Raw genomic sequence first — 12,044 nt, 5'->3', positions numbered from 1 at the left:
GGCGGAAAAAACTCGGCGAAACAGAGGCCGCTGGAATGCGCGAAATGCCGTGCGAGAATGCCGGAAAGAGGTCTAATATCAAGCCTGAACGAAAAAGGGCGCAGCCAGGCCGCGCCCTCCAACGTCACTCGAACCACCTGAATTCACGCCGCCCGGGCAGTCTCCCGGCTCGCACCATGTCCCAGTTCAAAACGGGAGAGCAGCGCCCGCAACTGCTGGCTTTCCTCTGCCAATGTCTGGCTGGCCGCGGTGGTTTCTTCCACCATGGCAGCGTTCTGCTGGGTCATCTGGTCCATGTGGTTGACGGAAGTGTTGATCTCCTGCAGCCCCGTCGCCTGTTCGCGTGCTGCGGTCGCGATGGAGTTGACGTGGCCTTCCACGCGGTTCACCAGAGCCACAATTTCCTCCAGCGCATCACCGGTCGAGCGCACCAGCGCAACGCCGCCGCCCACTTCTTCCGCCGAGCGGTTGATAAGCGTTTTGATTTCCTTGGCTGCGTTGGCAGAGCGTTGCGCAAGTTCACGCACCTCCTGTGCCACGACCGCAAAACCCCGGCCCGCCTCGCCTGCCCGTGCTGCTTCGACGCCGGCATTCAGCGCAAGCAGGTTTGTCTGAAAGGCAATTTCGTCGATAACCGAGATGATCTGCCCGATGCGTTTCGAGGACTCTTCGATACGGCCCATCGCGTCGACGGCATTGCGCACAATCTCGCCCGATCGACCGGCGCTGGACTTGGTATCCTGCACCATCTGCCGGGCCTCGTTTGCCCGGTCGGAGGCGGTACGCACTGTGGCGGTGATCTCGTCGAGAGCTGCCGCCGTCTCTTCCAGCGCTGCCGCCTGCTGCTCGGTGCGGCGCGAAAGATTGCCGGTCGCGCCGCTGATATCGGACGCGCTGTCATTGACGACGTGGCCGGTTCTCGCAATCGCTTCGATCGCGCCATGCAGGGCGCCGACGGCGCGGTTGAAGTCCAGCCGCAGCTTTTCGTAATCCGTTCCGATATCGGTCAGCGACACGGTCAGGTCACCATCGGCGAGCGCCTCGAGCGCGCTGCCGAGCTGCTCCATGGCATGTGCCTGCCTGTCGGACACGGAACGCAGCACCATTTCATTGCCGCGCCGCTCTGCCTCCAGCGCCCGCTGCTGGTCTGCCTCGCGCGCTTGCAAGGCGCTGCGCTCATTGACGCTGTCGCGCAACACCAGCAGCGTCTTCGCAATCGCGCCGATCTCATTACGACGGTCGGCGAACTGGATATCCGCGTCGCCATCGCCATCCGCGATCCGCCGCATGCTCTGGCGAATGAGATCGATGGGCCGGGTAACGCTGCGAACCACGAAGGCGGCAATGCCCACCACAAGAAGGCCAACCGCGATGCAAAGGCCGCCGTTGAAATAGGCGTCGCGCCAGAACACGGCTTCAAGATCGTCGACATAAACCCCGGTGCCGACAATCCAGCCCCAGGGGGCGAAACCGGCCACATGCGAGAATTTCTCGACCGGGTCCGGCGCACCGGGCTTCGGCCAGTAATAATCGACAAACCCCTGGCCGCCCGCTTTGACCGTTTTTACGAACTCAACGAACAGCGCCTTGCCATTCGGATCCTTGTTGCCCGTGAGGTCGGTTCCGTTCATTTCAGGCTTGATCGGATGCATCACCATGGTCGGATGCATGTCATTGATCCAGAAATAACCGCTGCCATTGCCGTAACGCATCGCCGCGATCGTTGTCTTTGCCTGTTGTTGCGCCGCCTCCCGCGTCAGGCTTCCGCCCTGCTCCAACTGGTAATATTGCTTGAGAATGGCAACGGCGGTCTCGTTCATCGCCGCAAGTCCGGCTTTCCGCTCCCGCTCCATCTCGTGGTAGCTTTCAAACAGGCTGAATGTGAGAGCGGCAGCCAGTATCGCCAGAAACAAGGCGACAAGCGCGTAAAGGCGCATGGATATTGTGACGTTTTTCATCTTCCCCCCAAGTCGATGACAGCAATTCGACCAGCCGATGTTAGGGGCAAGAAATTGATTATTATTAAATGCGAATATTATACGTTCGTATTATTCGCCTATGGCTGAAGGCGTCTCGTCGCGGGTCCCGCGGGCCATGTCAGGGAGGGATTTTCGGACTGACCGGCCGCATCTAAAGATAGCGTTAATCGTAGGGGCTTATCCTTGCTGACCAAAATGACGTTGAGGGAGACGCGCGATGGCCCGGCCCAATTTTCGCTACACGCATTATGACCTGAAGGAGCTTCGAGCCGGTACGGTCATCGAAGTATCCCTGTCGGCGATCAATAACGTCCGCCTGATGACGAGTGCGAATTTTCAGCGCTTCACCGAGCTGCTCGATTTCAAATATCTCGGCGGCGTGGCGAAAAAATCCCCGATCCGTCTCGCCATTCCTGAGACATTGCACTGGCATCTGATCATCGATGCCGAAGGCCATGGCGCTCTGGCGGAATCCTCAGTCAAGATGCTGCCTGCACAGCCGCAGGCGATGCACCGAAAAGCATCCTGATCGCGGTTTAGAAACAGTCACTTACGGCCATTTGACGAATCATTTTACCAGCGACCTGAATCTCTTTCTCAAGACCGCCCGAGGCACGATTTCCGGCCGGGCGCCGCAAACGCTAGCGCGTCGAGCGCTCGCGGCGCAGCTTCGCCCACCAGTCGAGGCGCTTGCGTATTTCCCTTTCGAAGCCACGATCCGGCGGATCATAAAATGTCGTGCGCCCCATCTTCTCGGGGAAGTAATCCTGCCCTGAAAAAGCATCGGGCTCATCATGGTCATAACGGTAGCCGTCACCATAACCCTCACCCTTCATGAGCTTTGTAGGGGCGTTCAGAATATGTTTCGGTGGCACCAATGAGCCGTTTTCTTTCGCTGCGCGCATCGCCGCCTTGAAGGCGGTGTAGACGGCGTTGGATTTCGGTGCGGTTGCGAGATAGACGCACGCCTGGGCGAGCGCCAGCTCCCCTTCCGGGGAGCCCAGATAGTCATAGGCATCCTTGGCCGCATTGCAGATGGAAAGCGCCTGCGGATCGGCAAGACCGATATCCTCGACCGCCATGCGCACCAGCCGGCGTCCGATATAGAGCGGGTCTTCGCCTGCATCGAACATCCGGGCGAGGTAATAAAGCGCCGCATCCGGGTCAGACCCCCGCACCGACTTATGCAGCGCCGAGATCAGATTATAATGGCCGTCCTGGCTCTTGTCGTAGACCGGCGCACGCCGCTGCACGATGCGTGTCAGCCCTTCCGTATCGAAAATCTCATCCTTGCGCGCCGCGCGCCACACCTCTTCGGCAAGCGTCAGTACGGCACGGCCGTCGCCGTCGGCCATGCGGATAAGGCTCGCGCGCGCCTCCTCCGTCAGCGGAAGCTGTTTCTCCTCCGCCTGCTCGGCACGCTTCAACAGCTCGCTGAGGCTTTCTTCGTCATGCGAGCGGAAGGTCAGCACACGCGCCCGCGACAGAAGAGCGGCATTGAGCTCAAACGACGGATTTTCGGTGGTGGCGCCGACGAGAATAATGGTGCCGTCTTCCATGACGGGCAGAAAACTGTCCTGCTGCGCCCGATTGAAGCGATGGATTTCGTCGACGAACAGCAGCGTCTGGCGACCGTTCATGCGGCGCGTGCGCGCCGCCTCAAATACCTTCTTGAGATCGGCGACACCGGAGAAGATCGCGGAAATCTGCTCGAAGGCGAGGCCCGCTTCGCCGGAAAGCAGGCGGGCAACCGTGGTCTTGCCAGTGCCGGGCGGTCCCCAGAAAATCATTGAGCCCAACGATCCACTGTCGATCATCCGGCGCAGAACGCCCTCTTCGCCCGTCAGATGCTCTTGCCCGCTCACTTCCGCCGGCGTTTTCGGCCGCAGACGATCGGCAAGAGGCCGCCGGTTGGCGACCTCCACGGGCACTTGCGGGGCGAAGAGATCATCGCTCATCGCAGGAACTGCCGGATACGCTGCCCGTCACGCAGGATTTCCACGCGCCAGAAACCGGGATTGTCATCAAGCGCCTTTTCGACGGCGGCGGTCGATCCGATATCCGCGCCGTTAAGGGACAGGATGACGTCCTTGGGCTGGAAGCCCACGCGATAGGCCGGCGACCCACGCTTGACATCGGTAATGACGACGCCCGTTACCTGCGACGGCATGCGCAATTCATCCGCAAGCTTGGGCGAGAGATTGGCAACGGTCGCACCGGCGAAAGGATTGCGCCCCTCGATCAGACGTTCGTCCCTCGGCGCCGTTTCCGGCGCTGTGTCCAGCGCAATCGTCAGCTTCTTTTCCTTGCCCTTCTCCACGACAGTCAGTTCGGCGGATTTACCGATGCCGGCAGTCGTCAGGCGATAACCCAGCGCATCGGGGTGCTCGACCTCAAAGCCATTGACGGCGGTCACCACCTGACCGGGCTCGATGCCCGCCTTTTCTGCCGGACCGCCCTTGGTGACGCTGACGACGAGCGCGCCGCGGGCACGGTGCAAACCAAGCGCCTCGGCGACATCCGAAGTCACGGGATCGAACGTAGCGCCGATATAGGGCCGCTGGAAGTTCGCATCGCCTCTTTCGGCGGCAGCCACGAACACCCGCACCAGATTGGCAGGAATGGCAAAACCGATGCCGTTCGAGCCACCACCCTTGGAGAATATCGCCGTATTGATGCCGATCAGCTCACCCGCCATGTTCATCAGCGCACCGCCGGAATTACCGGGGTTGATGGACGCATCTGTCTGAATGAAGAAGCCGAAATCACCCTGCGTCACCTGATTACGCGCAAGGCCGGAAACGATACCGCTCGTGACGGTCTGCCCGACACCGAAAGGGTTACCGATGGCGAGCACCAGATCACCCACTTCGATCCTGTCGGAATTACCGAGCGACAGCACCGGGAACTGCTCCTTGGCGTCAATCTGCAGCACGGCCAGATCGACCCGATCATCCTTCAGCAGCACCTTTGAGGAAAACTCACGTCCATCGGCCAGGGCCACCTTGATGTCGTCGGCGCCATCGATGACGTGATTGTTTGTCACGATCAGCCCGCCGGCGCTGACAATCACACCCGAACCCAGCGACGACTGCTTTTCCGTGCGGTTCGGCATCTGCTGGCCAAAGAACTGCTCGAAGAAGGGATCGCCGGCAAAGGGCGACAAACGCCGCTGGACGACGCGCTCGGCATAGACGTTGACCACAGCACCCGCCGTGCGCTTCACCAGCGGCGCGAAGGAGAGCTGCATTTCCGTGTGGCTTGCCGGCACGGTTTTCGTGTCCTGCGCGCCCGCGCCACCGGGCATGAGAACAAGCGCGGCGAGAAAGCCGGTAGACAGATACTTCAACACGCTTCGCATGTGATTCCTCATCGTCATCAGTATGATGGAGTTATAACGCCAAAGCCTGTAAAGCAAAGAGCGGCAAGATGATGGCTATCGTTTCGATGGCATCTTTTAGAAGACCACACTTTCCCAATCCGCGCTTTTTCCTGTGTCTCGGCTCCAGCGGCATGGAACCGGTGAGCGGGCTTTCCGGTTTCCTCCGAACACGAATTTCTCAAAGAGACCCGTCATGGATTTGAAAAAGCCTCTCCTCGCCTGCGGCCTGCTCCTCGCCTCCTCCCTTTCCTCGCCCGCCGCTGCGGCGAGCTTCGACTGCGCAAAACCCGATCTGGCAGCCGACGAAAAAGCCATCTGCGACAATCGCGCCCTCAACGATCTTGATGTGAAGATGGCCACCACGTTTGATATCCTCACCCAGCTGATGGCCATGGGCGCGCGCGACACGTTGCGTGACGAGCAGAGCAAATGGCTGAAGAAACGACAGGAATGTGCGGCGGACGTGGCGTGTTTGACGAGCGCCTATGACGAGCGAATGAATAAGCTTGGCGAGGCTTTCCAGAGCATCAACCGGCCACTCTGATATCAGCGATGATCAGACTGCACGGATGATGTCTGTCATCAGCCCGTGTAGCTGGTCCCGGTATCCGGTTCTGGCCGATGGCGCGTCCTCGCGCGAGGTCATGACCACTGAGAGCCTTCTGGACGGAACAATGTAAAGCATCTGGCCGCCATAGCCCCAGGCGTAAAACACCTTCTCTCCGCCCATCTCCTTGATGAACCAGCAATATCCGTAACCATCTCCGTTAAAGACGGAGTTGGTGCGCTGTTGCCAGGACTGGTCGATCCACGCCTGGGAAATCAGCCGCTGCCCCTCCGGGGTGACGCCGCCGCGCCGGTACAGTTCTCCAAAGGCCAGAAGTGAGCGGGCGGTCATCGCCATCTGGTTTCCGCCGAGATAGATGCCCTGCGGATCACGCTCCCAGCCACCGATCGCAAAACCCTCAAGTGGACGAAACCAATCTCGCGCCAAGGCAAGTGTCGAGCGGCCGGAGGCCTTGGTCAAGATCGCCGAGAGCAGATGCGTGGACGCCGTGGAATACAACATGCCACCACCCGGCTCCCCGGCAAAACCGGCGCCGAGAGCCATCCGAACCCAGTTCCGACTTGCCACCCAGCGTCCGTAATTCGGCCCCGACAAGCGCTCCAGTCCGGATTGCATGGACAAAAGATTGCCGATGGTGATCCGCTCCAGCCGCGGATCGGGATTCTGCGGAAAATCGCTGCGCAGGATGGTCGCGATCGGCTGGTCCGCGCTCTCGATGACCTTGCGATCGATGGCCATTCCGACCAGCGCCGAAATGATCGATTTTGACGCCGATTTGATATTGGTGGAGCCGTTAAGACCCGCGCCATGATAAGCGCGGCTTGCAACCTCCTCGCCCTCGATGCTGATGATGACTGCCTTGAGACTGGAAAGCGCGTCCGCATTCCGAAGCAACGGTTCGAAACGAGCCGCACCGCCGGCAGTCTGCGCGCGGGCAATGGAGGCGAAAGGTAGCGACACCATGAAGGCGAGTGCGGTTCGTCTTTTCATGGTGATGAAGGTAGTCATCGCTGCTTTCTGGAAAAAGGTCGCTGGACGAACATCACTCCAATGTGACTACGAGATAGGAAAAAGCTGTAAGTCGTTTCGTATTAGCGATGGAAAAACAGAATGTTGAAGGCCGTCGAAGAATCACCCTGTGAGGCGCTTCAATTTGTTTATGAGCTGGGCTTCACACTCAATTCAGACAGTAAAAAGCCGCACCAAGGCGCGGCTGACGAATTGCAGATCGAACATCACTCTCGACGTATCCTCGGGCCTGTCCCGAGGATCTATCCATGTCGCGTAGTATTGGTCGGTTGCATACGCTCGGGACAAGCCCGAGCATGAGGGAAGAGAGCTTTTCGGTTCCGATCAGCAAGCTCCAGCCATCGCGCAAGGCGGCGGTGAGTACTGCGCCCCCCTGCCGACAGGATTACTCCGGCAAAATCCGCACTGCACCCTTATCCGCGCTCGATGCAAAGGCCGCGTAGGCCTTCAGCGCTGTGGTGACATTGCGCTTGCGCGGTGCTTCCGGCTTCCAGCCCTTTTCTTCCTGCTCGGCCCGGCGCGCGGCCAGTTCCGCATCGGAAACCTTCAGGTTGATCGTGCGGTTCGGAATGTCGATCTCGATCAGGTCACCCTGGCGCACCAGGCCAATGGCGCCGCCCTGTGCCGCTTCCGGCGAGGCGTGGCCGATAGAAAGGCCTGACGTGCCACCGGAGAAGCGGCCGTCGGTGATGAGCGCGCAGGCTTTGCCAAGGCCCTTGGATTTCAGGTAGCTGGTTGGATAAAGCATTTCCTGCATACCCGGCCCGCCCTTCGGACCTTCATAACGGATGACGACCACGTCGCCCGCCTTGACCTCGTTGCCGAGAATGCCCTTCACGGCCGCGTCCTGGCTTTCGTAAACGACCGCCGGGCCGTTGAATTTCAGGATGGATTCATCAACGCCCGCCGTCTTAACGATGCAACCGTCTAGCGCGATGTTGCCGTAAAGCACGGCAAGGCCGCCATCCTTGGAGAAAGGCTTCTCGACCGAACGGATGACGCCGTTGTCGCTGTCGGTATCCAGATCGTCCCAGCGCGAAGACTGGCTGAAGGCGACCTGCGTCGGCACGCCGCCGGGGGCCGCCTTGAAGAATTCACGCACCGTCTCGCTGTTGGTGCGGGTGATATCCCAACGGTCGATGGCGTCGCCGAGCGTCGCTTCATGTACCGTATAGGTATCGCGGTTGATGAGACCGCCGCGCTCCAACTCGCCGAGAATGCGCATGATGCCGCCGGCGCGGTGAACGTCTTCCATGTGAACGTCCTGCTTGGCGGGCGCGACCTTGGAAAGGCAGGGCACCTTACGAGACAGCCGGTCGATGTCTTCCATGGTGAAATCCACCCCGCCCTCGTGCGCGGCGGCGAGGATATGCAGCACGGTGTTGGTGGAGCCGCCCATGGCGATATCCAGCGACATGGCGTTTTCAAACGCCGCCTTGTTGGCGATGGTGCGTGGCAGAACGGTTTCGTCTTCCTGCTCGTAATAACGGCGCGCCAGATCGACGATCAAATGACCGGCCTCAACGAACAGGCGTTTGCGATCCGAATGGGTCGCGAGCGTCGAGCCGTTGCCGGGCAAGGACAAGCCGAGTGCCTCGGTCAGACAGTTCATCGAATTGGCGGTGAACATGCCGGAACAGGAACCGCAGGTCGGGCAGGCAGAGCGCTCGATGACCTTGACGTCCTCATCGGAGATCTTGTCATCGGCAGCAGCCACCATGGCGTCAACCAGATCGAGCGCAACGGTCTTGCCGTGCAGAACCACCTTACCCGCTTCCATCGGACCGCCAGACACGAAGACGGCGGGAATGTTGAGGCGCATGGCAGCATTCAACATGCCGGGGGTGATCTTGTCGCAGTTGGAAATGCACACCATCGCATCGGCGCAATGGGCGTTGACCATGTACTCGACCGAGTCCGCAATGATCTCGCGCGACGGCAGCGAATAAAGCATGCCGTCATGCCCCATGGCGATGCCGTCATCGACCGCGATGGTGTTGAATTCCTTGGCGACACCGCCAGCCGCTTCGATTTCGCGGGCAACGAGTTGACCGAGATCCTTCAGATGCACATGGCCGGGCACGAACTGCGTGAAGGAATTGACGACAGCGATGATCGGCTTGCCGAAATCGCTGTCCTTCATGCCGGTGGCGCGCCAAAGGCCGCGCGCGCCCGCCATGTTGCGGCCGTGGGTTGTCGTTCTGGAGCGATAGGCTGGCATGGTGTTTTCCTCGATCTCTGGCCGGGAGCGCGTTCCGCGATAGCGGCAAGATGGCTCCTTCCCTATTTTGCGGTGTTTCTAGCGCAAACCGCGAGCGCTGTCACTGTCACCTTCGGTCAAAACAGTACGGTCCGGTACGGTACGCCCCTGAATTTGACCTGCCATAAAGGACCGGGCATCACAAATGCGCGATTGCGAGCCGCCGGCTCTATTTTTCATCGCAGCGCTGAAACATATCTGTGCAGCGACCGTATTGGCTATCATAATCGATTTATCGCCGATGCACCCGGCTTTTGTGGAGGTTACCATGCCCGCCTATCGTTCGCCTCATATTGCGTCTTCAGAAATCACGCCGAAGTCCTTCTATCTCTCCCGACGCAATTTCCTCGGAACGGCGGCAGGGCTCGCAGCCATTGGCCTGGCGGGACGCGAGGCTGTCGCCGCACCGCTTTCGGCAAAGGCCAGTGCCTATAAGCTGGATGAAAAGCTCACGCCGCTCGACGCGGTCACCAGCTACAACAACTTCTATGAATTCGGCGTCGGCAAATCCGACCCAAAGGAAAATTCCGGCAAGTTCAAGCCAACACCCTGGACGGTAAAGGTGGACGGCCTCGTTTCGAAGCCGCAGGAATTCGGTATAGAGGAGTTGATGAAATATCAGCTTGAGGAGCGCACCTATCGGATGCGCTGCGTCGAGGGCTGGTCGATGGTCATTCCGTGGATCGGCTTCCCGCTTGCGAGCCTGCTCGACAAGGTCGAGCCACTGGGCAGCGCCAAATACGTCTCCTTCGAGACCGTCGTTCGGCCAGACGAAATGCCCGGACAGAGCGGCCTGTTCCAGCCTTTGTCATGGCCCTATGTCGAAGGACTGCGTCTCGATGAAGCGCGCCATCCGCTCACCATCCTCGCCGTCGGGCTTTATGGCGAAACGCTGCCGAACCAGAACGGCGCACCGATCCGGCTCGTCGTGCCGTGGAAATACGGCTTCAAGGGCATCAAATCCATCGTCCGGATCTCGCTCACCGAAAAACAGCCGGAAACGACCTGGAAAAACTCCAATGCCCGCGAATATGGCTTCTATTCCAACGTCAATCCGCATGTGGACCACCCGCGCTGGAGCCAGGCTACGGAGCAACGCATCGGCGAAGGCGGCTTTTTTGGTACGCAGAACCATCCGACGCTGATGTTCAATGGTTACGAGGAAGTGGCGAGCCTTTACGCCGGCATGGACCTGAAGGCGAATTACTGACCATGGCCTTTGCCCTGACCCTTCCCTCGCTGCCGAAGCGTTACCAACCGGCAGCCATCTGGGCGCTCTATGTCATCGGTCTCGCTCCCGGTGTCTGGTATTTTTACCTCGCCGCAACGGGCGGCCTCGGCTTCAACCCGGTCAAGGATTTCGAGCACCTGCTCGGCATCTGGGCACTGCGCTTCCTCTGTCTCGGGCTGCTCGTCACGCCGCTGCGCGACCTCTTCAACCTCAACCTCATCGCCTATCGGCGGGCGCTGGGCCTCATCGCCTTTTATTATGTTCTGGCGCATTTCACCGTCTATCTGGTGCTGGACCGCGGCCTCGTCTTCAGCTCCATCGCCGGCGACATTCTCAAACGCCCCTACATCATGTTTGGCATGGCGGGGCTCATCATGCTCCTGCCTCTGGCGCTGACCTCGAACCGCTGGTCGATCCGCAAACTCGGCAGCCGCTGGAACACGCTGCACAAGCTCGTCTATCTCGTCCTCATCGTCGGCGTGCTGCATTTCGTGCTGGCGCGGAAATCGATCACGCTGGAGCCGATGTTCTATATCAGCACGATGGTGGTGCTGTTGGGCTATCGGCTGGTGCGCAAACCGATCCTCCAATACAAGCGCGCGCGCCAACCACGCCGTGCGCCTTTACGCGCGCCGCCAAACGCATGAGCCCTCCCGAGAGACCGTCCCCGCTTCAACAAAGCACGGCACTGTCTTCAGCCGCTCAAGCCGTGTTGAGCGACGCATTCCACATTATTGCGCGTGGCTCAGCATTCGAACCGACTCAAATTTGTAAAGGGTTAGATGTGAGGCAGCGGCAGGCGTTGTCGCAACTCGCCGAACGCATTACGGAAGGCGACGTGGGGGAAGACGATCTGCAAACCCTCTGGGCAACGCATAACGCCACCGACCGAGTGTATATTCTGCTCCCTCTGACCGAAACTGTGAACCAGATCGCGCGACACCTGCCGCATCATAAACCCCGGCGCGGGCAAAACCGCCGGTAACAGCAAACCCACTATCCGCAACAAAAAAGCCGGGCGATCTCTCACCCGGCTTTTTTAACTCACGACGCCTTAAAAGGCGTCAGACCTTATGCGGCTTCGGCAGCAGCAGCTTCAGCAGCAACGCGAGCCTTGTCAGCTGCGCCCTTGGCGTCAACGTCGCGCTCGACGAATTCGATGACGGCCAGAGCAGCGTTGTCGCCCTGGCGGAAGCCGGCCTTCATGATACGCAGGTAGCCGCCGTTGCGGTTTGCGTAACGGGCTGCGATCGCGTCGAACAGCTTGCGAACGGCGTCCTGATCCTTGATCTGCGAAATCGCCTGACGACGAGCGTGCAGGTCGCCGCGCTTGCCGAGGGTGACGAGCTTCTCAACGATCGGGCGAATTTCCTTCGCCTTCGGAAGCGTGGTGACGATCTGCTCATGGGTGATGAGCGAAGCAGCCATGTTGGCAAACATTGCCTTGCGGTGGCTGGCGGTTCTATTGAGCTTGCGGCCTGAATTACCGTGGCGCATTGCTATTCTCCTTCTACGCAGGTTCCTTCTTTAAGGCCTGCCGTTTCCTGGCACATGCAGATGACTTATCTGCTGTTTGACGGGGAAAGGCAGTCTTT

10 protein-coding genes are annotated in these 12,044 nt (G+C 59.8%); 4 read left to right on the top strand and 6 right to left on the bottom strand.

The features are described 5' to 3' along the window. Window positions 1–143 precede the first annotated feature (143 nt). Window positions 144–1,958 (bottom strand): methyl-accepting chemotaxis protein, encoded by a 1,815-nt coding sequence (locus AT6N2_RS00950; RefSeq protein WP_209087702.1) that lies wholly within the window; start codon window positions 1,956–1,958, stop codon window positions 144–146. Between the two features lie 238 nt (window positions 1,959–2,196). Between AT6N2_RS00950 and AT6N2_RS00945 the strand changes: the two genes are divergently transcribed. Then, window positions 2,197–2,508, top strand: coding sequence for a DUF1883 domain-containing protein (locus AT6N2_RS00945; RefSeq protein ID WP_209087700.1), 312 nt, complete (start codon window positions 2,197–2,199; stop codon window positions 2,506–2,508). A gap of 112 nt (window positions 2,509–2,620) precedes the next feature. Here AT6N2_RS00945 and AT6N2_RS00940 read toward each other — a convergent pair whose 3' ends face one another. After that, window positions 2,621–3,937, bottom strand: a complete 1,317-nt coding sequence (locus tag AT6N2_RS00940) for a replication-associated recombination protein A (RefSeq protein WP_209087698.1) — start codon at window positions 3,935–3,937, stop codon at window positions 2,621–2,623. Continuing rightward, entirely contained in the window at window positions 3,934–5,340 is a 1,407-nt protein-coding gene (locus tag AT6N2_RS00935; RefSeq protein ID WP_209087696.1) for a DegQ family serine endoprotease, read from the bottom strand. Before AT6N2_RS00935 ends, AT6N2_RS00940 begins: the two co-directional genes overlap by 4 nt. 214 nt (window positions 5,341–5,554) lie before the next feature. On the opposite strand from AT6N2_RS00935, the gene AT6N2_RS00930 reads away from it, so the two are divergent. Beyond that, window positions 5,555–5,905 (top strand): lysozyme inhibitor LprI family protein, encoded by a 351-nt coding sequence (locus AT6N2_RS00930; RefSeq protein WP_063948605.1) that lies wholly within the window; start codon window positions 5,555–5,557, stop codon window positions 5,903–5,905. A 12-nt stretch (window positions 5,906–5,917) separates the two neighbouring features. Here the strand turns inward: AT6N2_RS00930 and AT6N2_RS00925 are convergent, their stop codons facing one another. Further along, complete coding sequence (locus AT6N2_RS00925) at window positions 5,918–6,919, bottom strand: serine hydrolase domain-containing protein (protein ID WP_209089571.1); 1,002 nt, start codon at window positions 6,917–6,919, stop codon at window positions 5,918–5,920. Between the two features lie 424 nt (window positions 6,920–7,343). Next, entirely contained in the window at window positions 7,344–9,179 is a 1,836-nt protein-coding gene (gene ilvD / locus AT6N2_RS00920; RefSeq protein WP_063949084.1) for a dihydroxy-acid dehydratase, read from the bottom strand. A gap of 307 nt (window positions 9,180–9,486) precedes the next feature. On the opposite strand from ilvD, the gene msrP reads away from it, so the two are divergent. Further along, complete coding sequence (msrP, locus tag AT6N2_RS00915; protein ID WP_209087694.1) at window positions 9,487–10,428, top strand: protein-methionine-sulfoxide reductase catalytic subunit MsrP; 942 nt, start codon at window positions 9,487–9,489, stop codon at window positions 10,426–10,428. 2 nt (window positions 10,429–10,430) lie between these two features. After that, window positions 10,431–11,096, top strand: coding sequence for a protein-methionine-sulfoxide reductase heme-binding subunit MsrQ (gene msrQ / locus AT6N2_RS00910; protein ID WP_209087692.1), 666 nt, complete (start codon window positions 10,431–10,433; stop codon window positions 11,094–11,096). A gap of 424 nt (window positions 11,097–11,520) precedes the next feature. Here msrQ and rplQ read toward each other — a convergent pair whose 3' ends face one another. Further along, on the bottom strand, window positions 11,521–11,946 hold the full coding sequence (rplQ, locus tag AT6N2_RS00905; protein WP_003521014.1) for a 50S ribosomal protein L17: 426 nt from the start codon (window positions 11,944–11,946) through the stop codon (window positions 11,521–11,523). Window positions 11,947–12,044 lie beyond the last annotated feature (98 nt).

This window comes from Agrobacterium tumefaciens (genome assembly GCF_017726655.1).
In the GTDB taxonomy this organism is placed as follows: Bacteria; Pseudomonadota; Alphaproteobacteria; order Rhizobiales; family Rhizobiaceae; genus Agrobacterium; species Agrobacterium tumefaciens_B.
Note: the sequence above shows the minus strand (reverse complement) of the source record. Positions and strands in the feature narration are given on the sequence as shown.